Source organism: Gordonia araii NBRC 100433 (genome assembly GCF_000241265.1).
In the GTDB taxonomy this organism is placed as follows: domain Bacteria; phylum Actinomycetota; class Actinomycetes; order Mycobacteriales; family Mycobacteriaceae; genus Gordonia; species Gordonia araii.
This window is the reverse complement of the sequence record NZ_BAEE01000013.1, coordinates 55492-79898: the sequence shown is the minus strand read 5'-3', so window position 1 is coordinate 79898 and position 24407 is coordinate 55492. Positions and strand designations below refer to the sequence as shown.

The window sequence follows — 24407 nt, the reverse complement described above, 5'->3', positions numbered from 1 at the left end:
TGACGCGGCTAACGCCGGGGTTGGCATCGCCTACTTACACGTGACGTGCGGCTCCGGGTCGTACTTGACGGTCCTGGTCTGCCGCGAAATCACCTTGCCGGTCTTGGGGTCGGTGATGATCCGGGTGTTCGACGTCGTGAAGCCGCGGCTGCCGTTCGACGGCACGCAGTCGTCCCCCTTGGGCAGCACGAGCTTGGGCGGATCGGTGTAGGCGTAGCGCGTCCCGGTGACCGATTCGACCTTCACGGTCTGCGTGCTCCAGAACCGCACGGTCACGGCCGATGACGACCACGCCGTCTCGACGTAGATCCCGTACGGCGTGTTGTTGCGGAACACGAGATCGATGGCGCCCTCGTAGACGGTGGCTTCGCGCGCCTCCGGATATCGGGAGATGTAGTAGCTGTGCTCGGTGTGGGCGATGTCTTCGAGCCCGGCGAAGTACGCGGCGTTGTACAGCGTCGTCGCGAACTGGGAGATGCCGCCGCCGACCGCTTTCGCCGCGTGGCCGTGGTCGATGATCGTCGACGAGACGTAGCCCTGAGCCTCACCGCGCGGACCGGTGAAGTTGTTGAGCGAGAACTTGTTTCCCGGTTTGATGATCGCTCCGTCGACGACCTGCGCGACGCGGCGGATGTTCTCGCCCGACGTCTGGGAGAAGCCGGTCGTCGAATACTCGCTGACCACTTCACGGATGCCCAGCTTCTTCGCCGCCGCCGTCGTAAGCCTCGGTTTGATCTCCCGGTAGGCGACCTCGGCGGTGCGGTTGCCGCCGGTCGCGGCCGCCAGCGCACCGGCCGTGCCCGGCCAGTCGACGGTGAAACCCGAGTTCCCCGGCACCACCGTCGGCCGTCCGCCGGACATGGTGAACCTCGCGCTCTTCGGCTTGGACTGCGTCGCCTTCAGCTCGCCGAGTTCGCCGGTGAGCTTCCCCTCGTCGACCGTGGGCACCAGCGCGCCCTTGCCGTCCGGGGCGAAGGTCAGCAGGCCGGCGAGCTTCGCGGGCTCGATGGTGAGGGATTTACCCCGCGCCTTCACGGCGATCGGTCCGGACACCGCCTGCTGAGCCGGGCCGTTGAGCGTCTCGCGAACCACCACGGCGGTCACCGTCGGCTGGAAGGGCTCCATCGGGAGAAGGATCTCGTCGCCCTCGAGCCAATGCGCGGCGACCAGTGTCGCTGCCCGATCACGGTTGATCCGCAAACCGCTCGACGGCATGTCGGGCACGGCGACGACGCGCTGGCCCTGGACCTCGAAATGCACGCCGCCTTCGACGGCGGCCTTCTCCAGGTTCTTGCGCTCGGCGTCGAGCGTCTTGTCGAACTTGGCGCGATCGATTTTGACGACCGGTCGCACCTTGCGCTGGAACCCGAAAATCGCGGCGAAGCGCCGCAGCGGATTGCGCGGCTGCTCCATCGCCTTCTCGATGGTCTTCGGCTCGTCGAAGGACAGTCCGAGCTGTTCAGCGGTGAACTCGGCGTTTCCCGACGACGTGCGGACGCGCACGGGCGCGGTGATGATCTTCTTGAGTTCATCGAGCCCCTCGTCGACGGCGACCTTGGTCTTGTTGCTCAGCGAGAGGTCCGCGACGGTCGTGCCGCGCGCGGTGCGCCCATGAGTCGCCAAGGCGTCGCCGGCGGTGACCGCGCTGAAGACGATCAGAGACGCCGCCGCCACTCGGCCGGTCATGGCCAAGCGGCGGGAAGTGGGGGTCGGCGCGCTCATCAGTGTCAAATCTACTGGGAAACCGCGTCAGGGGCGCCCTGAGCACCCCTGCGACGGGTGAAATGGAACGGCCCGGTTGAACTGCCGGGTCGGGGGTCAGGCAGTTCAACCGGGGCCATTCACGTTATCGGTGCGCCCTCACAAGGTGTTACATCCGAAATAAAGGACCCCGAATCAGCCCTCGATGATGGCCGTCACACCCTGCCCGCCCGCGGCACAGATCGAGATCAGCGCACGTCCGCCCCCGTTCTCCTTGATCTGCTTGGCTGCCTGGGCCACGATGCGCCCGCCGGTCGCGGCGAACGGATGCCCGGCGGCCAGCGACGAGCCGTTCACGTTGAGCTTGCTGCGGTCGATGGAGCCCAGCGCCTTCTTCAGGCCGAGGCGCTCGGTGCAGTACTCCTCGGACTCCCAGGCCGCCAGCGTGGCCAGCACGACCGAGGCGAAGGCCTCGTGGATCTCGTAGAAGTCGAAATCCTGCAGAGTCAGACCATTGCGCTCGAGCAGTCGCGGCACCGCGTAGGTCGGCGCCATCAGCAGCCCGTCGGGACCGTTGACGTAGTCCACGGCGGCCGTCTCGCTGTCGACGAAGTAGGCGAGGACCGGCAGGCCCTTCTCCGCGGCCCACTCGTCGGTGGACAGCAGCACCGTCGACGCACCGTCGGTCAGCGGGGTCGAGTTGCCCGCCGTCATCGTCGCGTCGCCCAGCGAGACGCCGAAGACCGGCTTGAGGGTGGCCAGCTTCTCGACCGAGGAGTTCGGACGCAGGTTCTCGTCGCGGACCAGCCCGCGGTAGGGCGTGATGAGATCGTCGAAGAAGCCGCGGTCGTAGGCGGCTCCCATGTTCTGGTGGCTCGCGGCGGCCAGCTTGTCCTGGTCCTCGCGCTTGATGCCGAACTCCTTGGCCGTGATCGCGGCGTGCTCGCCCATCGACAGACCGGTTCGCGGCTCGCCGTTGCGCGGGATCTCGATGCCCAGTTTGGTGGCCAGCGCCAGCGCGGCCTTGATGCGGTCGGCGGTCGACTTGGCGCGGTTGACCTCGAGCATCTGGCGGCGCATGGCCTCCGAGACGCCGATCGGCGCGTCCGACGTGGTGTCCACGCCACCGCCGACGGCCACGTCGTAGCGGCCCGAGGCGATCCCGTCGGAGACGGCGGTGATGGCCTGCAGTCCGGTGCCGCACGCCTGCTGGATGTCGAAGGCCGGCGTGTACGGGGACAGCTCGGAGCCCAGCACCGACTCGCGGATCAAGTTGAAGTCGCGCGAGTGCTTGAGGACCGCGCCGCCGGCGACCATGCCGAGCCGCTCGCCCTGCAGGTTGAACCGGCTCACCAGACCCGACAGGGCGGCGGTGAACATCTCCTGGTTGCTCGCCGAGGCGTACGCCTTGTCCTGACGCGCGAACGGGATGCGGTTGCCGCCGAGGATCGCGACCTTGCGCTTGGGCTGCGTCGCGAACGAGCTGATGGCACCGCTAGCCGCGGCCTTGGCGGGCGCTGCCTTGGCAGCCTTCTTGGGTGCTGCCTTCTTGGCCGGCGCGGCCTTCTTGGCGGCGGTCTTCTTGGTAGCGGGCGCGGCCTTCTTCGCCGGCGTGCTGGGGGTGGTGGCCATTGGCTTCCTACTCCTGAAAGATTGGACGTGCTTCTCGTAGAGTATTCTTACTCTCGAGTAAGTTGCTTGTCGACTCGGGTCGAGCCGACAGCGACCCAACGCCGAGAAAATCACACCTCTTCCAAGGAGTTCGCCTCGTGTCCGGTAAAGCAAACAAGGACCTCTACTCGACCTTCGTCACCTCCGGCCCCGGCTCGTTCATCGCGAGCCGCGTCGGCCTCCCGCAGCCTCCGTCGCTGCGCCGCTACTCCCCGTCGCAGGCCCCGCTGTCGGGCCCGGTGCTCGTGGGCGGCGAGGGCCGCCTCGTCGAGCCGCTGCGCGAGATCCTCACGGCGGCGGACGGCTACGACCTGATCAGCAACAACACCGCAGGCCGCAGCGCCGACAAGCTCGGTGCCGCGGTCTTCGACGCCACCGGCATCACCGACCCGGAGGGCCTGCAGGCGCTGTTCGAGTTCTTCGCACCCGTCATGCGCTCGACCGGCAACTCGGCGCGCTTCGTCGTGCTCGGCACCCACCCCGAGCTGTGCCGCAAGCCTGAGGAGCAGGTCGCCCAGCGCGCCCTGGAGGGCTTCACGCGCTCGCTGGGCAAGGAGCTGCGAAACGGCGCGACCGCCCAGCTCGTCTACGTGCACCCGAAGGCCAAGACCGGCCTGTCCGGCGTCGAGTCGACGCTGCGCTTTCTGCTGTCGGGCAAGTCGGCCTACGTCGACGCCCAGGTGATCCGCATCGGCGAGGCCGACGCGAACGCCCCCAAGGATTGGGACAAGCCGCTGGCCGGGCGCGTAGCGCTGGTCACCGGTGCCGCCCGCGGCATCGGTGCGACGATCGCCGAGGTCCTGGCCCGCGACGGGGCCCACGTCATCGCCGCGGACATCCCGGCCGCCGGTGAGGCGCTGAGCGAGACCGCCAACAAGGTCAAGGGCACCGCCCTGCCGCTCGACGTCACCGACCCGAACGCCGGCAAGACCATCGCCGAGCACGTCCTCGAGCGCCACGGCGGCCTCGACATCATCGTCAACAACGCCGGCATCACCCGCGACAAGCTGCTCGCCAACATGGACGAGGCTCGCTGGAACTCGGTGATCGGGGTCAACCTGCTCGCGCCGCAGCGCCTCGTCGACGACCTCGTCAAGGCGAAGGCGCTGCGCGAGGGCGGCGCGGTCATCGACGTCTCGTCGATCGCCGGTATCGCGGGCAACCGCGGCCAGACGAACTACGGCACCTCCAAGGCCGGCGTGATCGGTCTGGTCGACGCCTACGCCCCGATCCTCGCCAAGAGCGGCATCACCATCAACGCCGTCGCCCCCGGCTTCATCGAGACCGCGATGACCGCGGCGATCCCGTTGGCCACCCGCGAAGTCGGCCGTCGCATGAATTCGCTGCAGCAGGGCGGTCAGACCGTCGATGTCGCCGAGACCGTCGCCTGGTACGCCAACCCGGCGTCGAACGCGGTGACCGGCAACGTGGTCCGCGTCTGCGGCCAGAGCCTGCTGGGTGCGTGATGGGTAAGGTCATCACGCTCGACGCGGTGCCGTCGACCCTCGATGTGTACTCCCGCGCGGTCACGGCGATGCTGCCCGGAATCGGCAAGTCGGGTCCGGTGCGACCCGACGCCGAGGTGCCCGACACGGTGTACCGGCTGACGACCGGGCCGGCCGACCTGAACCGCGTGCAGGAATACTGCCGGACGACCGGTCTGCAGTTGGGCAACAACCTGCCGCTCACGTACCCATTCGTACTGCAGTTCCCGCTCGTCATGAAGCTCATGACGAGCCGGGAGTTCCCGTTCAGCGCGGTCGGATCGGTGCACGTGGAGAACCGGATCCGCCGGTTCCGGCAGATCCCGGTGACCGAGCACCTCACCATCAGCACCCAGGCCGGGAATCTGCGCGAGCACCGTAAGGGTTTGCTGATCGACGTCACCTCGCGATTCGAGGTCGGCGGCGATCTGGTCTGCGAGCAGGTCGGCACGTTCCTGTCGCAGCAGCGCACCAGCCTGTCCGACGCGGAGCGGGGCCCCGCGCCCAAGGAGACGACGCCTCCGCCGCCGGACGCGGTGCTCTCGGTGAACCTCGGCCAGATCCGCAACTACGCGGCGGCGTCGGGCGACCGGAACCCGATTCACATGGGCAATCTGCCTGCCAAGGCGTTCGGCTTCCCGCGCGCGATCGCCCACGGCATGTGGAGCGCCGCGGCGGCGATCGCCAACGTCAGCAGCAAACTGCCCGACGCGGTCGAATACCAGGTCCGCTTCGGCAAGCCGATCCTACTGCCCGCGAAGGTGAATCTCTACACCGAGCAGGCCGGCGGCCCCGGCGAGTACGACATCTCGATCCTGGACCGCAAGAAGGGCTTCCCGCACCTGACGGCGACCACGCGAGCGATCTCGTAGGCGCCTATCGGCGAGCAGGCAAGCAGCGTCCGCGACCAACATCGAACCCCGCATCGAGTCAGTGGATCCATCCGATCCGCTCCGACCGGTGCGGGGTTCGTCATTTCGCCGAGTGGGCAACCCACCTACGCCCAGTGGGCACCCCGCAGGGTTGCGTTGATGGGTTGGCGTTAGATCTCGTGGTCTCGAATCAGTGCTTGAAGCTGGTCTAGGACCCGCTGGCGAGTTTCGCCCTGCGCGGGCGCGAGGTCAAGAGTGTCGGCAAGCCAGAGTCCATCGACGGTAAAGCGTATGGTCGTGGCGGCTTCTCCGAGCAGCCCGTCGTTGTCGAGTCGTTGCTGCCAGCGCCGGTAGCGATCCCGCAGCGTCTCGATCGCGCGGGGGCTGACCACTGCGGCGGCCAGTAGTGCGGTCACCGGCTGCGAGGCCGGACCAGCCTGCTGTTCGGCCGAGCGCAGGTACGCCCGCGTTGCTGCCCCTGGTTCATCCCCGGCGGCCGCGATCAGCTCATCGAACGAGGCGACGTATCGCGCGATCAGCCCCTCGATGAGGAGTTCCTTGGACGCGAAGTGATAGAAGAGGCCACCCTTGCTGACCTCAGCCTCACGAGCGACCGCGGCGATCGTCATCGAGTCTCCGCCATCGCGCGCCAGGACACGTTCGGTCGCATCGAGAATGCGATCGCGAACGGGCTGCGCTTGTTCGACCACTATGCCGCCTCCGATCCTGCTGTGTTGGTAGCTACTATACCGGACGTCCGGTACAGTGAGTGGTGAGCATGCAACGGTGGTTCCTGTTCGGCGCAATCGGCGCTGAGGTCTTTGCGACCACTCCCTGCGCGCAGCAACGCTCACGGAAGCGGCCTGGGGGTGGTGGCTTGTCGCGACCAGCGGCTACTTGGCCGCGTTTGGCCTATTCTTCGCCGCGCTCTCCAGCGGGGCACCGCTACCGGCGGCCTACGCCACCTGGTCAGGGGTCGGGGTAGCGCTGACTGCGGTCGTCGCCTGGCTCGTGTTCGCCTCACGCCGGGCGCCGCTGTCGGCATCGCACTCGTGGTAATCGGCGTCGTGCTCATCGAATGGTGTGGTCACTCATCGGAGGTAGCCAATTGAAAACTCGCAAGGCCCTTCTCGTCATCACAGACATTGGCCTCATCGTCTACTGGGCACTCACTGCTCTCGGCATCATCTCCGTAGGCAACGGCGAGTGGATCAACGCATGGAACTGGTCGTTCTTCCCACTCGACCTGTTGGCTATCATCGCCGGGCTGATGTGGTCACTCCTCCCCAAGAAACACAGGTGGGCGACACCGATGTATGCGACCGCGCTCGCGTTCACCCACGCGGCCGGGCTCATGGCCATCAGCTTCTTCGTGCTCTACGGCACCTGGGACGCCTCGTGGTGGCTCGTCAACCTCTGGCTTGCCCTCATGCCCATCGGACTCGCGGTCATTTCCATGCGGAAGCGGCCAGATGAACTCTCGGCCGACTGACAGGTTCAACGCAACCTGGAGTGAAACACCCCACCCATGCCGAGTGAGCACCTGATCGTCGTCAGGCCTCTGCCGAGGTTTCGTGGTGAAGACCAACGCCCTTGAGGCCGCGCCAGACGATGCCGACGAGAAGGTCGGTCGCGGTCTCCAGCGAGATATCGCCCTCGCTGATCCGGTCACCGACGGCCTCGCCCGCGCCGACGAGCGCCACGGCGGTGATCTCGAAGTCGACGTCGGTCGTGCCTTCGACGGTGGTGCCCTGTTTGATCAGTTGGGCAACCATTTCGATAACCCGACGACGACTCTGCGTCACGAGGTCGGCGAAGCTCGCAGTTCCGACTGCGACTCGGTAGAGAACGCGCCAGGACTCGGCATTCTCGTGGACGAACCGCAGGAACTCCCGAACCACCGTGCGAGCCTGTTCCCGCTGCGGCAGCGCGGGGTTGAAGCCGGTCGACATCTCGTCGATGAACTTCGCCGATTCCCGCGCGATGCATGCGCTGAACAGTTCGTCCTTCGATCCGTAGTACAGATACAACATCGGTTTGCTGATCTGCGCGTGCGCCGCGATCGCATCCATGGACGCTTCACTGAACCCGTTCGCGGCGAAAACTGTCACCGCGGCGTCGAGCATCTGCTGCTCGCGCACTGCGCGTGGTAAACGCTTCGTTCCACCGGCCAACGTCGTTAACCCCCTAACAGGTATCAGTCGACTCTACCGCACTTATTACTCGTGAGTAAGTTTTGCCGACGTTGAGCAGGTGCCCACTCGGCGTAGGTGAGGTGCCCACTCGGCGTAGGTGGGGTGCCCACTCGGCGAAGGTGGGGTGCCCACTCGACGAAGGTGAGGTGCCCAGTCGGCGGCTAGCAGCGCCTCAGCTTCTTCGCCCGCAGGATTCGCGTCACCGAGGCGTCGACTCGATCAATGGACAGCTTGTTGTCCGCGACCCGCTTCTCCAGCGCGTCGAGAACCGCGCTCACCTTATCGGTGGTGAGCCACAGCGCGATGTCGGAACCTGCGGCCAGCGCCATCGGCGCCGCCTGCTCGATCGGATACTTCTCGGTGATCGCCGCCATGCCCGACAGATCGTCGGAAAAGATGACACCCCGGAACGCCGGCCCGTTGTATCCGCGGCCGGTGCGCAGCATGCCGATCGCTTTGGGGCTGATGCTCGCGGGCGTGTCCGGGCCGGTCAGCCCGGGAACGATCAGGTGCCCGACCATCGCCGCCACTCCCGGCATCTTGAGCAGGGTGCGGAACGGTACGAGGTCGTTGGTCGCCAGATCCGACAGCGGCGGGGTGCGCACGGTGCCGGTGTGCGAGTCACCCGAACCGTGACCGTGGCCGGGGAAGTGCTTGAGCACCGGGAGGATCCCGGCGTCGCGCAGCCCCGCGGCGAACGCCCGGCCGTAGGTGGTGACGGCCACCGGATCGTCGGAGAAGGAGCGGTCGCCGATCACCGTGTCGGCGGCCTGGTCGCTGACGTCGATGACCGGTGCGAAGTCGACGGTGATGCCCAGCTGGCGCAGCCGCTTGCCCAGGTTGAACGCCAGGCGCTTCACCTCCGCCGGACTCTTCGTCCTCGCCAGTTCACGCGGCGACGGCGAGTCGATGCCGATGGATTTCAGCCGCGACACCCGGCCGCCCTCCTGGTCGACCGACACCATCACCGGCACCTTGCCCGTCGACAGCGACTTGGCGGCACCCGACGTCAGGATCGACTTGTCGGTCCAGCTGCCGACGAAGATCCCGCCGATGTGCTCCTTGGCGACGATGGCCCGCGCGTCGGCCGTGTCCTTGACGCCGACCATTAGCATCTGCGCCAGCTTGCGCCGCGTGCTCATCTTCTCCAGCTCGACGCTGATGCAACCGGGAGCACCGGCGATCGCCGACGACGGGGACGACGACGAGGTCGCGTAGGCCGGAGACGACGAGTAGCCGGTGGTTTCGGCTGGGGGCTCCGACGTTGAGCAGCCGCCGAGCACCAGGGCGCTGGCTGTGACGACCGAGACGAATCCGAGCGCTGTCCGCGTATGCATGAAGTCGAGTCTCACACGTCGATGGTAGTTTCGAGGCCATGCTCAACAACCGCCTGGTCGCCGGCGCAGTCGCCGCAGTCGTCGGCATCGTCGTCGGATTGTTGGGAATCTTCGCCGCGGCGTGGATCGCCACGACCTCCAGCCCGGCCACCGACGCCAATCGGGTGAACCCTAACGAGGGGTTCGTGCCGGGCAGCGTCGACTACGGTTCGCGCGGCGACGACGGGGAGACCAACTAGGCGGCGTACCAGCCGCAATCCCGCGGAGCGCGCCATCAGCACTGCTGCTCATCCCCTGACCAAACGCGGCATCGCGGTCGTCTTCGCCGCGGCGCTGCTCCTCGCCTTCACCCAGTCCCCCGGGCGGATCGCCGCCGACACCAAGCTCGATCTGACGGCCAATCCGTGGGGTTTCCTCACTCGCGCCGCGCATCTGTGGACCCCGACGGCTCCACTCGGCCAGGTGCAGAACCAGGCATACGGGTACTTCTTCCCGCACGGCGGGTTCTTCGCGCTCGGCCACCTCCTGCACATCCCGCCGTGGATCACCCAGCGGCTGTGGTGGGCGCTGCTGTTGGCGATCGGCGTGGTCGGGATCGTGAAACTGGCCGAGGCGCTGGGCATCGGTTCTGCCGGCTCGCGCCTGCTGGCCGGCGCCGTGTTCGCGTTGAGTCCACGGGTCCTGACGACAATCGGTTCGATCTCGTCGGAAACACTGCCGATGATGCTCGCGCCCTGGGTGCTGCTGGGCGTCATCACGGGCCTGTCGTCGACGGGTCGGCCGCTGTGGCAGCTCGGACTGCGCGCCGCGGTCCCGATCGCGCTGATGGGCGCGGTGAACGCCGTGGCGACGGTGGCCGCGACGGCGGTCGGCGTGGTGTGGTGGGCGCTGGCCTGCCGCGGCACCGATCGCCGACGATGGGTCGGCTTCGGTGCATGGTGGGGTCTGGGCAGCATTCTGGCCTGCGCGTGGTGGATCGTCCCGCTGGCGCTGATGTCTCGGGTCAGCCCGCCGTTCCTCGATTACATCGAATCATCGCGGGTGACGACGCAGTGGTCGTCGCTGACCGAGGTGCTGCGCGGCACAAGTTCGTGGACACCGTTCGTCTCGCCGGAGCGGGTCGCCGGCGCGATCCTGGTGACGCAGCCGGCCGCCGTCTTGGCGACCGGGGTCCTCGCCGCTGCCGGACTCGCCGGCCTCACGATGACCGCGCTGCCGCACCGGCGCGCGCTGGCGGCGCTCCTCGGCGTCGGGGTGACGGTGATGTGCGTGGGCTTCGCCGGCGAATGGGGGTCGCCGATCGCCGATCCGGTGCGCGCATTCCTCGACGGCCCGGGCGCACCGCTGCGCAATCTGCACAAGTTCGACCCGTTCCTGCGCATCCCGCTGGTGCTCGGGATCGCTCATCTGATCGCGCGGGTGCCACTGCCCCCGACGGTGCGGGTTCGCGAGGCTCTCGCCGGCTTCGCCCATCCGCAGCGCTCACGGCCGGTCGCGGCGACGATCGTCCTTCTCGTTGCGCTGCTCGGTGCCGGCACGCTGGCCTGGACCGGTGGCTTGGCGGGCGACGCGACCTATCGTTCGCTGCCGCAACATTGGCGCGACGCCGCCGCGTGGCTGGATAAGCAGGGCGACGGCGATGCCGCTCCGCCGCGCAGCCTCGTCGTGCCGGGATCGCCGTTTGCCCAACAACTCTGGGGGACGACCCGCGACGAGCCGATGCAGGCACTGGCGCGGTCGCCGTGGGCGGTCCGCGACGCGATCCCGCTGGTGCCGCCCACCGCCATTCGGGCGCTCGACGCGGTACAGCGCGACATCGCCTCCGGGCGCGCCTCACCGCGACTCGCGCCGATGCTCGCCCAGCTCGGCATTCGCCACGTCGTACTGCGAGCCGACCTGGATCCGCGTGAATCCCGCAGCGCACGACCACTTCTCGCACAACAGGCGTTGGCGGGTTCACCCGGATTGTCCAAGTCGGTGGAGTTCGGACCCCCCGTCGCGCCGACCGTCGTCCGCGGCGTGGTCGTCGACGACGGACTCCGGCCACCCATGCCGGCCATCCAGGTCTTCACCGTCGACGACCAGCTCTTCGCCGGTACCGGGCCGATCCTCGCCGACCTGAACGCCATGCCCCGGATACTCGGCGGACCCGAGGCCGTCCCGCCGGGGGTGCTGTCGATCCTCGACCCCGATGCCCGCGAGGCCGGACTGCGCCCCGCACCGGTATGGGTCACCGACTCGCCCACCGACCGGGAGACCGACTTCGGCCGCGTCGACGACAACCGATCCGCCATCCGCACGCCGGAAGACCCGCGGCGGACGAAGAACGCCGTCGCCGACTATCCGGCCGGACCCCGCGGCACCGAGACGCCGCGCGTCGTCGGACAGTGGCTGCTCGACAACGCGCCGGACGAGGTCCGGGTGCGCACGTCGTCGTCGGCCGCCGACGCGACCCAGCCCGGCCAGACGGTGCCCGCCGCCTCTGCCGCCGCGGCCTTCGACGAGAACGGTTCGACGTCCTGGCTCAGCGCCGGCCTCGACCGCGCCGTCGGGCAATGGCTCGCCCTGGAGTTCACCCGGCCTCGCGCGAACCTGGCCGTCACCGTCACGACCGCCAAGGCCCTCGGCCCCGACGTGACCGGCATCCTCGTCACCACCGACCACGGCACTTCCGTCGCGCAGGGCGTCAAACCCGATGAACCGGTGACGGTTTCCCTGCCGCCCGGTCCCACCGAACGCGTGCAGATCCGCGCCATCTCGACCAAGGACGGGTCTGCGGGTAACCAGTTCGCTCTCGCCGAGGTGGCTCTCGTCGACCTCGCCACCGGGCAGCCCCTGCGGGTCCGGCACCGCGTCGTCGTGCCGCCGGCGCCGCACGGGACGACGGTCGCCGGGTGGTCGCTGCGGCAGGAACAACCCGGTCGCGCGGCATGCGTCGACGACGGTCGCCGGGTGCGCTGCTCACCCGGCCTCGGCCTGGGACCGGAGACGACCGGTGCGTTCTCGCGCGTGTTGTCGGTGCCGGTCCCGGGACCGGTCGACACGACGGTGACGCTGCGCCCGCGGCCGGGTGACGAGATCAACCGGCTCCTCGCCCAGCCCGGTCGGGTGAGCGCGGCCGGCGAGGCCGGTGTCGTCGATCCGCGCGGATCGGCAGCGGCGGCCGTCGACGGTGATCCGGGCACGACGTGGATCGCACCGGAATCCAGTGTCGAGAGGACAGCGCCACCGCCCAGATCCGGAAAGGGCCGCAAACCATCGAAAGACGCTTCGCACGCCCGCCTGACGCTGCGTCTGCCCGCACCTCAGCGCGTCGAGAAGCTCGTCCTGGGCCTGCCCCGCGGCTATCCGGCCGCACCGACCGAAGTCGCCGTCGACCTCGGCACCGGCGAGCAGGTCCGTCGCGTCGCCGCCGATGGGACCGTCTCCCTCGAACCGGCCGTCACCGATCGGATCGTGCTGACCGTCCGGCGCGGCAGCGACCTCATCAACGTCAACACGCTCGGCTTCGCACGGCAGGCTCCGGTGGGGATCAGCGAGGTGGCGATCGTCCCCGCCGCGCCCATGCCGATGCGCGACGACCGGCGGCCGATCCACATCGGCTGCGACGCCGGGCTGAGCATGAGCGTGTCCGGGCAGGTCGTGCCGCTTCGCGTGGACACGACCGTCGGCGCGCTGCGATCCGGCGCTCCGGTGACCGCCCTCCCGTGCGGACCCGTGCTCCTCGGCGGCGGCGAACAGGAGCTGAGCGTCAACCCCGGTGCCGGGTTCACCGTCGACACGGTCGACCTGCGGACGCGGGCAGCCGGCGACAGCCCGCATTCGAGGCCTTGGTCTCGATACACCGGCTCGGCTGGCGCCTCGCCGGCACTCGACCACCTTGAGGGATCGGCACACGGCCACGGTGATCGAACGCCCCCGACCGAGAAGGAAGAGTACTCCGACGGTGATCGAGTGATCGCGACGAAGGAGCGATCGTATCGAGATCCGGCAACCGAACGCTGGGACGCGACCACCCGCCGGGTTCGCGTCGATCCCAGCACGACCGACCGCGTCCTCGTCGTCCCGGAGAGCATGAACCCGGGCTGGCGCGCGCGGCTGAACGGCACCGACCTCACGGCGCTCACCGTCAACGGCTGGCAGCAGGGATGGGTGATCCCCGCGGGAGCGAGCGGCACCGTCGAACTCGCTTTCCCCCTCGACGGCCTGTACCGCTGGGCGCTGGGACTGGGTCTCGCGCTGCTGGCGGCGGTACTGGCGCTGGCCTTCGTACGCGTGGGCGGCCGTGGGCGGGTCGGCGAGACACGGTCGCCGTGGTCTCGATACACCCGACTCGCAAGCTCGCCGGGCACTCGACCACCGTGGGGGACGTCGCCAACAGGACAGTCGTCACCGAGACCACCGTGGACGGGCGCCGCCGCCTGGCTCGTCGCCTCCTGGCTCCTCGCCGGCTGGCCGGGACTCGCGTTGTCAACGAGCGTCGGCGCGGCGGTGTGGTGGTGGACGCAGAACCGCGACCGATGGCCGGGGGCACCCGTCGTCGCGGCGTTCACCCTGTTCTTCGCCGCGACGTGTGCGCTTGCGTCCGGCCCGTGGAAGTCGCCGACCGGCTACAACGGATTCGAGTGGTGGGTCCAGGCTCTCGCCCTGGCCGCCGTCGCCGTGACGATGTGGCGGTCGATCCTCGACCAAAATCGTCCGGCCTAGCGCCCACCGTGGACATATCGTCCACGACCACCGCTACACCGGACGATTTTGTTCCGCTCGCCGCGCGACGCCGACCAGCTGCCCAACGCGGCAGACGCGTCGTCCGCACGAGGGTAACTTGGGTCACATCGGCGCCGAGCGCACGCGATCGGGCCGAGTCGTGACCGCACCCTTCCCAGGAGCTCGCCGTGTCTGCACCGCCCGTCATCCCCCACTACATCGACGGCAAGGAGATCACCCCCGACAAGGGGCGCTTCGCCGACGTCTTCAACCCGAACACCGGGCAGGTCGCCGCGCAGGTGCCGCTCGCCTCTGCCGCCGAGGTCGCCGACGCCGTCGCACGGGCGGTGGCCGGACATCAGGAATGGGCCGCGCAGAACCCGCAGAGCCGGGCGCGGGTGCTGATGCGCTTCGTCGACCTCGTGCACCGCGACATGGACGACCTCGCGCGCGAACTGTCCATCGAGCACGGCAAGACGCTGGCCGACGCGCGCGGCGACGTGCAGCGCGGACTGGAGGTCGTCGAGTTCTCCATCGGCATCCCCCACCTGATCAAAGGCGAGTTCACCGAGGGAGCCGGGGCGGGCATCGACGTCCACTCGATCCGGCAACCCCTCGGTGTCGTCGCCGGCATCACGCCGTTCAACTTCCCGGCGATGATCCCGCTGTGGCAGGCCGGGCCGGCCCTGGCGTGCGGCAACGCGTTCATCCTCAAGCCCAGTGAGCGCGACCCGTCGGTCCCGGTGCACCTCGCGCGGCTGTTCACCGAGGCGGGCCTGCCCGACGGTGTCTTCCAGGTCGTGCACGGTGACGTCGAGGCCGTCGACGCGCTGCTCGCCCATCCCGACGTGAAGGCGCTCGGCTTCGTCGGCAGCTCCGACATCGCGCAGTACATCTACTCCACCGCCGCCGCGAACGGGAAGCGCTCGCAGTGCTTCGGCGGCGCGAAGAACCACATGATCGTCATGCCCGACGCCGATCTCGACATCGCCGCCGACGCGCTGCTCGGCGCCGGGTACGGCAGCGCGGGCGAGCGGTGCATGGCCATCAGCGTCGCCGTGCCCGTCGGGGAGGCGACCGCGGAAGCCTTGCGCGCCAAGCTGATCGAGAGGGTCAACGGGCTGCGCGTCGGCCACAGTCTCGACCCGAAGGCCGACTACGGGCCGCTCGTCGCACCGTCGGCCCTCGACCGGGTCCGCCACTATCTCGACGCCGGGGTCGCCGAGGGGGCAGAACTGGTCATCGACGGCCGCGACCGTGCCGCCGACGACGCGGAGTTCGAGGGAGACGACCTGACCGGATTCTTCATCGGACCGTCGCTCTTCGACCGCGCCACCCGGGACATGTCGATCTACACCGACGAGATCTTCGGGCCGGTCCTGACCATCGTGCGCGCCGGCGACTACGAGGAGGCGCTGGCACTGGCCAGCGACCACCAGTACGGCAACGGCGTCGCGATCTTCACCAACGACGGCGATACCGCCCGCGACTTCACCTCGCGCGTCGAGGTGGGGATGGTGGGCGTCAACGTGCCCATCCCGGTACCGGTGGCGTATCACACGTTCGGCGGCTGGAAACGGTCCGGCTTCGGCGATCTCAACCAGCACGGTCCGGCCGCCATCACCTTCTATACGCGCACCAAGACGGTGACCACGCGCTGGCCGTCGTCGACGGTCCGCGCCGGACGAGTGCAGGGCTCCACCGGCGCCGAATTCGTCATCCCGACGATGAAGTGAGAGAGGACCGACGATGACCATCGCATTCATCGGGCTGGGCAACATGGGCGGCCCCATGGCCGCGAACCTCGTCGCCGCGGGGCATACCGTCCACGGCTTCGACACCTCGGCCGAGGCGCTGGCCCGCGCGGCCGACAGCGGCGTGCGCACCTTCCCCGGCATCACCGAGACGGTGTCCGGCGCCGACGTCGTGATCACGATGCTGCCGAACGGCGAGATCGTGAAGACCTGCTACCGCGACATGCTGCCGGCCGTGCGGACCGGCGCGCTGCTCATCGACAGTTCCACCATCTCGGTCGACGACGCGCGGGCCATCCACGCGCAAGCCGACGGGCTCGGGCTCTCGCAGGTCGACGCACCGGTGTCCGGCGGGGTCAAGGGCGCCGTCGCCGGGACGCTGGCCTTCATGGTCGGCGGATCCGAGGAGGCCTTCGTCGCGGCGCGCTCGCCGCTGGAACCGATGGCGGGCAAGATCATCCACTGCGGCGACTCCGGTGCCGGGCAGGCCGCGAAGATCTGCAACAACATGGTGCTGGCGGTCCAGCAGATCGCCGTCGGCGAGGCGTTCAAACTCGCCGAGAAACTCGGCCTGAGCGACCAAGCGCTCTACGACGTCATCACCGGCGCCACCGGCAACTGCTGGGCGGTGCAGACCAACTGCCCGGTGCCCGGCCCGGTCCCGACGTCGCCGGCCAACAACGGTTTCCAGCCCGGCTTCGCGGTCGCCCTGATGAACAAGGACCTCGGTCTGGCGATGAACGCCATCAGCAGCACCGGCGCACGCGCGCCGCTCGGCGAACACGCCGCGCAGCTGTACCGCTCCTTCGCTCAGCAGCATCCCGACCTCGACTTCAGCGCGATCATCCAGACGCTGCGCTGACTCCTCTGGAACCGGCGGCAGGTCAGCGGTCGGAGGGAGCCGCCCCCTCGGCGTCGAGCCGGTGTGCGGATTCGCGGGTCGCCGCCCACCGCCGGACCGGGTCCTCGATGAACGCGTAGCTGGCGGCGGCGATGCCGATCGACAACGCCGCGGCGATCGCCCAGACCAGCAGGAAAGAGCCGCTGAACGGGATGATCCCGAACAGCCCGAACACGACTGCCAGCACCGCGACGTGCCAGATGAAGATCCCGTACGACCAGCGGCCGAGCGTCGTCATGACCGGTGAGGCGAGGAACCGGAATGGACCGTCGGTCAGCGCGAGCGGCGCCAGCACCGCGTAGGCGCCCACGGCGCCGAGCAGGATCTTGGTGGCGAATCCGAGCCCGCTGAGCTCGCCCATCCCCACCGGTCCGGCCAGCGGCGTGCACGCCAGCCCGTAGGACACCACGAAGACGGCCAGCATCAGCGGGCGGTTCGCACTCACCGCGCACCACCGGGCAGGTGATGGCGGCAGCGATACCCCCGATGAACGCCACGCCACGAGCTCGGCGAGCAACAGCCCGGCGACGAACCACGGCAGGTGCCCGAACAGCCAGTTCTGCGCCTCCACCCCGTCGGGGGCCGGGATCAGCGAGGCGATCGGACCCCACAGCATCCCGACGACGCCGAATCCGAGCACACCCGGCAGCCGCCAGCGCGCACGTAGGCCGCGCAGGGAGACCAGCGACCACGCGAGCACCGGCAGCAATGCGTAGAACAGGACCTCCACCGACAGACTCCACATCTGGGTGAGGCCGGCCGTCAACGACAGGGGCACGAACACTTGGGTGAGCGTGAGGTTGGCCAGCCACACGACCGGATCGGAGGTCCGCGCTTCCGGCAACAGCGTCAGCACGACGACGACCACGACCGCGTAGGCCGGCCAGATGCGCCAGAAGCGGTGCCGCAGGTACCGGCTCAGGCTCGGCTCCGGGCGCAACCCCCACGCGGCGGCGGCGTGCGGCTGCCACAGCAGGAAGCCGGACAGCGCGAAGAACAGCGCGACGGCCAGGTCGAGACGGCCGAGCACCGGTCCGACGACGGGCCAGGCCACCGCTCCCGTCTGGAACGCGACGTGCGTGGTGAGCACTCCGAGCGCGGCGACCGCCCGCATCCCCTCCATCTGCGGGTAGTAGCGCCGGGCTCCGGCTTCGGTCGGTGCTGTCATGTCCGGGCCAATCTACCGGGTGCGCAGGCGACCGCCCGGGTCTCGATACGCCGCCTCGCGAACTCGGCGGCACTCGACCACCCATATATGTACCACCACCAGCTCGGCAGTCGCCGATGACGATTCGCGCGCCGACAGAGCGGTAGTGTCTCGGTCGTGTCCGACGATTCGACCAGCCGCTGGTCCACCCGCCAGCTGCTGCCCCCGACGCTGGTCTTCCTCGCCGCCTTGCTGGCGACCGTCGCGCTCGCGTCACCGATGATCCTCGCGCCCCAGCTCAGTCGCATCTCCCTCGATACCAACCTCGTCGCCACGGGCGCGTCCACCCAACCGGTCGAGACCTTCGACCGCTGCTCCCTCGACCGCCCGACGGCGGCGATGCTGCCGCCTCGCCGGCTGGTGCGCAGTCAGCGCGTCGTCGCCGTCCGGCCCGCCGACCGTCGGGTCGCCACCCTCCAGGCGGGCACGATCATCCGCCGCGACGAGCCGTCGAGCACCGGCTGCACCGACCCGACGCTGGTGGCCAGCCTCGACCGGGTGACCGTCGACCGCGTCACCGGCGCTCCCCACGGCGACTCCGGCGTGCAGACCGACTCCACTCGTCCCGCCGCCGTGCTGACCGGCCGCGACGGCATCACCTACCTGTTCGCGCCGGGGACCGCGTCACGCGGGCACCGCTTCTTTGACCCGGTCACCCGCCGCAGTGTCCCGCTGAAACCGATCGGCCGCGACACGGTCAACGGCCGGCCGGTCATCCGGCTGCGCGCCGACATCCCCGACACCAACCTCGCCGCCCTCCCCGACGCCGACCCGCGCGACCGTCTCACGAAGCCGGGTGTCTGGTTCGGGTGGCCGGGCGGCGAGATCACCGCCGACGCGCACCAGCACGGGAGCTACACGCTGTGGGTCGATGAGCAGTCGGGCCTGATCGTCGACGCCGAGATCGCCGTGCGGCGCGACTACCGTGCCGGGGAGCGTCGGCTCACCGAGCTCGACGCGGTGTTCCGCTACGACGCCAAGACCCGCAAGTCGCTGGCGGCGGCCGCACGCACACAGGCGCGGCCGGCCTGGCTGGCCGGACGGATAGTGCCGCTGGTCGCGGTGTTCGGTGCGGTCGCCGCGATCGCAGTGGCCGTCTGGGTCGGCCGCCGGTCATCGCCCGCGCCGTAGCCTGCAGCGGCCCTCCCACACCGTTCCAGTAGGTGTATAGTTGGTGTATGTCCCGCACCAACATCGACATCGACGAAGACGCCTGCCGGGCGGTCATGGTTCGCTACCGCTTCAGCACCAAGCGTGAGGCTGTGAACTTCGCTTTGCGATCGATGGCCGACGAGCCGCTCAGCGTGGACGAGGCGCGTCAGCTCCGGGGCTCGGGCTGGGATGGCGACCTCGACACGATGCGGGACGGCCGGGACTGGTGATCCTCATCGACTCGTCGGCGTGGATCGAGTTTCTCCGCGACACCGGCAGTCCGACGTGCGAACGTGTCTCCGCGATACTCGACTCAGAGGTCGCCGTCTGCGATGCCATTCGCATGGAGGTCCTGGCCGGTGCCCGCGACGAGAACCACCTGGTGTCTCTCCGACGGCTACTCGCGCGCGGCGTCCTGCTTCCCACGACCCCGGCGCATTACGAAGACGCGGCCGCACTGTATCGGCGCTGCCGGCGCAATGGCGAGACCGTGCGCAAGCTCATCGACTGTTTGATCGCCGCGCACGCCATCAGCGAGGGCATCCCCGTTCTTCACGCGGACGAGGACTTCGAAACGTTGGCGCGCCACACCGCGCTCACAATCGCCCGGTGAACTCCGCGAAATCTAGAAGCGGCCGCCGACGCCGATGCGGCCCGAACTGCTCGATCCGCCGAACGATCCGGGCGACCTGCCCTCGTAGGTGTATCCGCCGCGATTGCCGAAGCCGCCGGTGTCGATGCGTCCCCCGCCGCGCAGGAAGCTGTCGACGAGGATGCCGCCGAGCACCGCGCCGATCGCCGACGCGTCACCGCCCTGTGCCGCCGGCTGCTCGACCTGCTGCCACGACACGACGTCGCCCTGCGCGCTCATCAGCGCTTCGTCGGCCAGCGCGCCGGCCCGGCGCGCCTCGTCGATGGCTTCGCCCGCCTCGCCCGCCGGACGTCCCTGCGCCGACTTCAGCAACCGCTCCGCCTCGGCCAGCCGGGTACGCGCCTCAGACTGCACGGCCCCGCGGCGGGTCGCGATGAAGTCGCGCGCCGCCGACACCTTCGCGGTGGCAGCGGCGGTGCTCTGGGTCAGCAGATCGGCGTCGCGTTGGCGGACCCGGTCTTTCGCGCGGCCCTCCTCCAAGGCGCGGTCCAGCTCGGCATCGGTCTCGACCAGCGTCGTGAACGACCCGAGCGGATCGCTCTCGGCATTCGCCGCCGCGTAGTCCAGCGCCGCCTGCGCTGAGGCGACCGCCGCGTCGAGCGCCGGACTCGACTCCAGATCCGCTGCCTCCGCGATCTCCGCGGTCACCTCGTCGATCAACGCCGGCAACCGCGTGGCGGCTTCGGCGATCGACGCGTCGGCGTTGGCGATCGCGTCCAGCAGTTTGGCCGCCTGGTCGACGGCTCCCTCCGCGGCCCGGATCGCGGCCACCGCCGCGCCCTGGCGTCCCGCCGGCTTGGCCATGACGGCGCGACCGTCGTCGACGTTCTCCTCGGCGAAGGCGATCTGCTTCTCGGCCAGCTCGACATTGTGCGACACGGCGCGCACCCGATCCTCGCCGTGCTTGGCGACGAGCAGCGCCAGCGACGCCTCCGCGGTCTGTGCGCGCGTCTTGAGGTCGACGATGCCGCGGGTCAGGTTGTCGAGCCGTTCGGGTGCGTTGATCAGCAGGTTGCGCGTCTCGTCGAAAGCGGTCACCTGTTCGTCGAGCGCGGCGTCGACGTCGTGACAGGTGGTGATGATCTGCACGAGCATCGACCGGCGCTCGTCGGCCGTCTCCTCGATTCCGTCGTCGAGGCGCTGCCGCAGCGCGAAGGACTGCGCGACGCCCCGCTGTGCGGCCTCGACGGCCTTGCGGAAGGGGGCGGTCTGCTGCTCGCCCAACTCGTCGACGGCCAGCTGCAGCTCTTCGGCACTGGTGCGCACGGCGTTGTCGGTGTCGGTGAGGATCTCCCTCGACCAATCGTCGAGGACCTCGATCGATTGCGTTGCCAACTGGTCGACCGTGAGTTCGTCGGACGCCCCGCGCAGCGCGTCCAGGCGAGCCTGCGCATCCTTCTCCCGCCGGCGGCGCGAGTACAGGTAGGCGCCTCCGCCGGCGACGGCCGCGGTGCCCCCGACCCCGGCGGCCACGTAGGCGATCGTCTTCGACGGCGAGAGCGCGTCGTCGATGCCCTCGGCCGCGGCGATCCCGGCCTGGGCCCACTGCCCCTTCTTCAGTTGCGGCTCGACGTGTTTCGCCGCCACCTGGTTCACCTGGTCGCGGCCGAGCCCCTCGGGGGCCGAGAGGTAGTAGCGGCGCGCGTCGGTGGCGACCGCCAGCAGCACGTCGCGGTCGGTGAACTCGCTGGCCGTGATGACCTGCGCGGCCCAATCCGCCGCCGTGTGGTTGTCGAAGGTCTTCACGTACACGACCCACAGGCTCAGGCCGCGGTCGTTGTAGAGCTTGTCGATCGCCGCCTGCAGTTTGTCGCGATCGCCGTCGCTGATGGCGCGGGCGGGGTCGTGGATCTGCATCAACTCGGGCAGCCGCATCGGCGGTTCGGCCTGTGCCGGTGCGGCCGCCGCCGCACCGAGTAGCGCCGACGCGAACACGACGATTGCTGCGGCGAGCTGTCGAAGGATCAAGCGCGCGAGTGGCATGGGTTCAAACATAGTCCGTGGGCGTGGGATAGTGGCGCGGTGCAGTGGTCGCGTGGCACGAACCGCGTCGATGCCGTGGTCGTGGGTTCCGGACCCAACGGACTGACCGCGGCGGTGAAGCTTGCGCGGGCGGGCCGGGAGGTCGTGGTGGTCGAGGCCGCGGACACGATCGGGGGCGGAACGCGCAGCGCCGAACTCTTCGAAAGCGGCGTCCGGCACGACGGCTGCTCGGCGGTTCATCCGCTCGGTCGTGTCTCCCCGGCGTTCGCGGAATTCGGCCTCGACGACCACGGGCTGCGCTGGATCACCCCCGAGATCTCCCTCACCCACGTCTTCGACGAGCACCGCGCGCTCAGCGTGCCGCTCGACCCGGGGCGGACCGCCGCCGAACTCGGCGCCGACGCCGCGGCGTGGCAGCGTCTCGTCCAGGTCGACGGTGACGAGCTGCCGGCACTGATCGACGAGGTACTGCGTCCGCTGCGCCTGCCGCACCACCCCCTTCTGATGGCCCGCTTCGGGCTGCGCGCGCTCACCTCGATCGACCGCTTCACCGCCGCGTTTCACGACGAGAGAACGCGCGCACTGTTCGCCGGTGTCGCGGCGCACGCGATAGTGCGGACCTCGGCCGCGGCGTCGACCGGTCCCGGCCTGTTGCTGTTGGCACCGGCGTCGGTGACCGGATGGCCGGTCGCGGCCGGTGGTTCGCAGTCGATCGCCGACGCCTTGGCGTCCTGCCTGCGTGAAGCGGGCGGGCGCATCGAGACCGGCCGGCGCATCACCGGTTTCGACGAGCTGCCGCCCGCGCGCCAGTACTACTTCGACACATCGGCGCGCGACCTCGTCGCGATCCTCGGCGATCGGCTGCCGCCGCGTCGGCGCAGACAGTACGAACGGCTGCGCTACGGGCCGGGCGTCTGCAAGATCGACTTCCTGCTCGCCGAATCGATTCCTTGGCGGGCCGAGGCGGCCACCCGCACGGCCACCGTGCACGTCGCGCAGGACTACGCGCAGATCGCCGACGCGGAGTCGGCCGTCGCCGCCGGGCGGCATCCGGACCGCCCGTGGCTGCTCGCCGGGGAACCGACCCGCATCGATCCGTCCCGGACCGGAGACACCGGGCGCCACGTCGCGTGGGCCTACTGCCACGTGCCCAACGGGTCGTCGGTCGACATGGGCGAGGCGATGATCGCCGAGCTGGACCGCTGCGCGCCCGGGTTCCGCGACGTCGTCGTGGAGTCGCGGGTGATGACCGCGCAGCAGCTGGGCGAGTACGACGCGAATTTCGTCGGCGGTGACATCGCCTCCGGCGCGACGTCGCTGCGCCAGGTCGTCGCACGACCCCGGTTGCCGCTGAACCCGCTCAACCCGAATCCGTACGCCACCGGTGTGCCCGGGGTGTACCTGTGCTCGTCGGCGACGGCGCCGGGCGGCGGTGTGCACGGGATGAGCGGCTACTGGGCCGCGTCCTTCGGCCTAGCCGAGTAACCGCCGAGTGGGCACCTCACCTACGCCGAGTGGGCACCTCACCTACGCCGAGTGGGCACCTCACCTACGCCGAGTGGGCACCCCACCCACGCCGAGTGGGCACCGGACCGTCGTCAACCCCGCGCGACCGGCTCGACGGCCGGCTCCGCGTCGGCTTTGTTCCGGAAGTAGATGCTGGACAGGAACGACGCCGCGATGATGAACACCCCGGTCAAGCCGGTGACGACCTCCGGAATGTGGTGGCCGATCGAGATCAGCAGCATCGCGGCGAGCGCGCCGATCGCCCAGTGCGCACCGTGCTCGAGGTAGACGTACTGGTCCAGCGTTCCGCGGCGCACCATGAAGACGGTCAGCGAACGGACGAACATCGCACCGATCAGCCCGAGCCCGAGCGCGATGATGATCGGGTCGGTCGTGATCGCGAAGGCACCGATGACGCCGTCGAAGGAGAAGGACGCGTCGAGGACCTCGAGGTAGAGGAAGAGCATGAAGGCGGCCTTGCCGGTGACCATGGCCGCTTGGCTGGGTCCGGTCCGCGCCGGCGACCCCTCGAAGTCCAGGGCGTCGGCCATCGGGGCCTCCTCCGGCGGCTCGATGTGGAAGTAGTTCGAGAGCCCGTTGACGAGGAGGTAGGTCAGCAGACCCAAGATGCCGGCGACGAGCACGACGTGGCGCTGGCCGTCGTCGGCGAGGAACTGGGCGGTCCCCACCAGGGCCACCAATGCGAGGATCACCGAGGCCTGGTCGACCCGCCCCATCCGCTCCAGCAGCCCTTCGATCCGCCTCATCCACCGGCGGTCCTTCTGGCCGAGCATGAAGTCGAGGAAGAGCATCAGCAGGAACATCCCGCCGAAGGCGGCGATCTGCGGGTGGGCCGCGGTGATGATCGACTCGTAGGTAGGACTGCCGTCGGTGGGCGGGTTGAGGGCCAGGCGGATCGCCTCCACCGGCCCCAACCGCGGGTTGGTGGTGGCCCAGACGATGAGCAGCGGGAAGACCAGCCGCATGCCGAAGACCGCGATGAGGATGCCGACGGTGAGGAACATCCGCTGCCAGAACGGGCTCATCTGACGCAGGATCGAGGCGTTGATGACGGCGTTGTCGAAGGACAGCGAGATCTCCAGGATGCCCAGGATGAGGACCAGCGCGACGGCCTGCGCGGCCCCCAGCGGGGAGGTCAACCCATAAAGGTAGGCGGCGACCACCGCGGCGATGGAGACGAAGACGGACAGCCCGAAGATGCGGAACACGGGTTCATTCTCTCAGGCGGTGTGCCCCGAACGGGGGACCTGTGGGCCAAGTGCCC

The 24407-nt window shown here is 69.3% G+C and carries 20 protein-coding genes; 12 read left to right on the top strand and 8 right to left on the bottom strand.

The genetic code is table 11. The annotated features are described in order from the left end of the window. Window positions 1-30: 30 nt before the first annotated feature. Window positions 31-1722 carry a VanW family protein gene (locus GOARA_RS02445; protein ID WP_007320700.1) on the bottom strand — a complete coding sequence of 564 codons (1692 nt, stop codon included), beginning with the start codon at window positions 1720-1722 and terminating at the stop codon, window positions 31-33. Between the two features lie 174 nt (window positions 1723-1896). Next, entirely contained in the window at window positions 1897-3333 is a 1437-nt protein-coding gene (locus tag GOARA_RS02440; protein WP_007320699.1) for an acetyl-CoA C-acetyltransferase, read from the bottom strand. 137 nt (window positions 3334-3470) lie between these two features. Here GOARA_RS02440 and GOARA_RS02435 point away from each other — a divergent pair, with 137 nt between their 5' ends. After that, window positions 3471-4838, top strand: coding sequence for a 3-oxoacyl-ACP reductase (locus GOARA_RS02435; protein WP_007320698.1), 1368 nt, complete (start codon window positions 3471-3473; stop codon window positions 4836-4838). Beyond that, window positions 4838-5728, top strand: coding sequence for a MaoC/PaaZ C-terminal domain-containing protein (locus tag GOARA_RS02430; RefSeq protein WP_007320697.1), 891 nt, complete (start codon window positions 4838-4840; stop codon window positions 5726-5728). Before GOARA_RS02435 ends, GOARA_RS02430 begins: the two co-directional genes overlap by 1 nt. Before the next feature lie 170 nt (window positions 5729-5898). Here GOARA_RS02430 and GOARA_RS02425 read toward each other — a convergent pair whose 3' ends face one another. After that, on the bottom strand, window positions 5899-6438 hold the full coding sequence (locus GOARA_RS02425; protein WP_083834753.1) for a TetR/AcrR family transcriptional regulator: 540 nt from the start codon (window positions 6436-6438) through the stop codon (window positions 5899-5901). Window positions 6439-6562: 124 nt separating this feature from the next. Here GOARA_RS02425 and GOARA_RS20800 point away from each other — a divergent pair, with 124 nt between their 5' ends. Beyond that, window positions 6563-6787: an SMR family transporter gene (locus GOARA_RS20800; RefSeq protein WP_373277719.1), complete on the top strand. Its 225-nt coding sequence runs from the start codon at window positions 6563-6565 to the stop codon at window positions 6785-6787. A gap of 49 nt (window positions 6788-6836) precedes the next feature. After that, complete coding sequence (locus GOARA_RS02420; protein ID WP_007320694.1) at window positions 6837-7220, top strand: DUF5360 family protein; 384 nt, start codon at window positions 6837-6839, stop codon at window positions 7218-7220. A gap of 61 nt (window positions 7221-7281) precedes the next feature. Here the strand turns inward: GOARA_RS02420 and GOARA_RS02415 are convergent, their stop codons facing one another. Beyond that, window positions 7282-7902, bottom strand: a complete 621-nt coding sequence (locus tag GOARA_RS02415; RefSeq protein WP_040521463.1) for a TetR/AcrR family transcriptional regulator — start codon at window positions 7900-7902, stop codon at window positions 7282-7284. Window positions 7903-8084: 182 nt separating this feature from the next. After that, a complete protein-coding gene (locus GOARA_RS02410; protein ID WP_170265597.1) occupies window positions 8085-9260 on the bottom strand; it encodes a glycoside hydrolase family 3 N-terminal domain-containing protein in 1176 nt (391 codons plus the stop codon). Window positions 9261-9298: 38 nt separating this feature from the next. Between GOARA_RS02410 and GOARA_RS02405 the strand changes: the two genes are divergently transcribed. From GOARA_RS02405 to mmsB, 4 genes are all read left to right on the top strand, one after another. After that, window positions 9299-9499, top strand: a complete 201-nt coding sequence (locus GOARA_RS02405; protein ID WP_007320691.1) for a DUF2613 family protein — start codon at window positions 9299-9301, stop codon at window positions 9497-9499. 94 nt (window positions 9500-9593) lie between these two features. After that, entirely contained in the window at window positions 9594-13967 is a 4374-nt protein-coding gene (locus tag GOARA_RS02400) for an alpha-(1->3)-arabinofuranosyltransferase domain-containing protein (RefSeq protein ID WP_444542541.1), read from the top strand. Between the two features lie 188 nt (window positions 13968-14155). Further along, a complete protein-coding gene (locus GOARA_RS02395; RefSeq protein WP_007320689.1) occupies window positions 14156-15703 on the top strand; it encodes a CoA-acylating methylmalonate-semialdehyde dehydrogenase in 1548 nt (515 codons plus the stop codon). Window positions 15704-15716: 13 nt separating this feature from the next. Next, complete coding sequence (gene mmsB / locus GOARA_RS02390; RefSeq protein WP_007320688.1) at window positions 15717-16583, top strand: 3-hydroxyisobutyrate dehydrogenase; 867 nt, start codon at window positions 15717-15719, stop codon at window positions 16581-16583. Between the two features lie 22 nt (window positions 16584-16605). Here mmsB and GOARA_RS02385 read toward each other — a convergent pair whose 3' ends face one another. Then, window positions 16606-17790, bottom strand: a complete 1185-nt coding sequence (locus tag GOARA_RS02385; RefSeq protein WP_007320687.1) for an acyltransferase family protein — start codon at window positions 17788-17790, stop codon at window positions 16606-16608. A 156-nt stretch (window positions 17791-17946) separates the two neighbouring features. Here GOARA_RS02385 and pgfA point away from each other — a divergent pair, with 156 nt between their 5' ends. The 3 genes from pgfA to vapC are packed head-to-tail and all read left to right on the top strand — an operon-like array spanning window position 17947 to window position 19594. Further along, a complete protein-coding gene (gene pgfA, locus GOARA_RS02380; RefSeq protein WP_007320686.1) occupies window positions 17947-18960 on the top strand; it encodes a cell envelope lipid trafficking protein PgfA in 1014 nt (337 codons plus the stop codon). Between the two features lie 47 nt (window positions 18961-19007). Then, window positions 19008-19211, top strand: coding sequence for a type II toxin-antitoxin system VapB family antitoxin (locus tag GOARA_RS02375; RefSeq protein WP_007320685.1), 204 nt, complete (start codon window positions 19008-19010; stop codon window positions 19209-19211). Next, window positions 19208-19594: a type II toxin-antitoxin system VapC family toxin gene (gene vapC / locus GOARA_RS02370; protein WP_007320684.1), complete on the top strand. Its 387-nt coding sequence runs from the start codon at window positions 19208-19210 to the stop codon at window positions 19592-19594. Before GOARA_RS02375 ends, vapC begins: the two co-directional genes overlap by 4 nt. A gap of 12 nt (window positions 19595-19606) precedes the next feature. Here the strand turns inward: vapC and GOARA_RS02365 are convergent, their stop codons facing one another. Continuing rightward, a complete protein-coding gene (locus GOARA_RS02365; protein ID WP_007320683.1) occupies window positions 19607-21616 on the bottom strand; it encodes a TPM domain-containing protein in 2010 nt (669 codons plus the stop codon). Window positions 21617-21655: 39 nt separating this feature from the next. Between GOARA_RS02365 and GOARA_RS02360 the strand changes: the two genes are divergently transcribed. Further along, complete coding sequence (locus GOARA_RS02360) at window positions 21656-23101, top strand: phytoene desaturase family protein (protein WP_007320682.1); 1446 nt, start codon at window positions 21656-21658, stop codon at window positions 23099-23101. 113 nt (window positions 23102-23214) lie between these two features. Here GOARA_RS02360 and GOARA_RS02355 read toward each other — a convergent pair whose 3' ends face one another. After that, window positions 23215-24351, bottom strand: a complete 1137-nt coding sequence (locus GOARA_RS02355) for a DUF475 domain-containing protein (protein ID WP_007320681.1) — start codon at window positions 24349-24351, stop codon at window positions 23215-23217. Window positions 24352-24407: the final 56 nt, after the last annotated feature.

Bases quoted from the DNA above. Each gene is read 5' to 3' on its own strand.
- GOARA_RS02365 (WP_007320683.1), bottom strand. From the start codon at position 21,616: ATGCCACTCGCGCGCTTGATCCTTCGACAGCTCGCCGCAGCAATCGTC.
- GOARA_RS02375 (WP_007320685.1), top strand. From the start codon at position 19,008: ATGTCCCGCACCAACATCGACATCGACGAAGACGCCTGCCGGGCGGTC.
- GOARA_RS02440 (WP_007320699.1), bottom strand. From the start codon at position 3,333: ATGGCCACCACCCCCAGCACGCCGGCGAAGAAGGCCGCGCCCGCTACC.
- GOARA_RS02405 (WP_007320691.1), top strand. From the start codon at position 9,299: ATGCTCAACAACCGCCTGGTCGCCGGCGCAGTCGCCGCAGTCGTCGGC.
- mmsB (WP_007320688.1), top strand. From the start codon at position 15,717: ATGACCATCGCATTCATCGGGCTGGGCAACATGGGCGGCCCCATGGCC.
- GOARA_RS02430 (WP_007320697.1), top strand. From the start codon at position 4,838: ATGGGTAAGGTCATCACGCTCGACGCGGTGCCGTCGACCCTCGATGTG.
- GOARA_RS02410 (WP_170265597.1), bottom strand. From the start codon at position 9,260: ATGCATACGCGGACAGCGCTCGGATTCGTCTCGGTCGTCACAGCCAGC.
- GOARA_RS02445 (WP_007320700.1), bottom strand. From the start codon at position 1,722: ATGAGCGCGCCGACCCCCACTTCCCGCCGCTTGGCCATGACCGGCCGA.
- GOARA_RS02385 (WP_007320687.1), bottom strand. From the start codon at position 17,790: ATGACAGCACCGACCGAAGCCGGAGCCCGGCGCTACTACCCGCAGATG.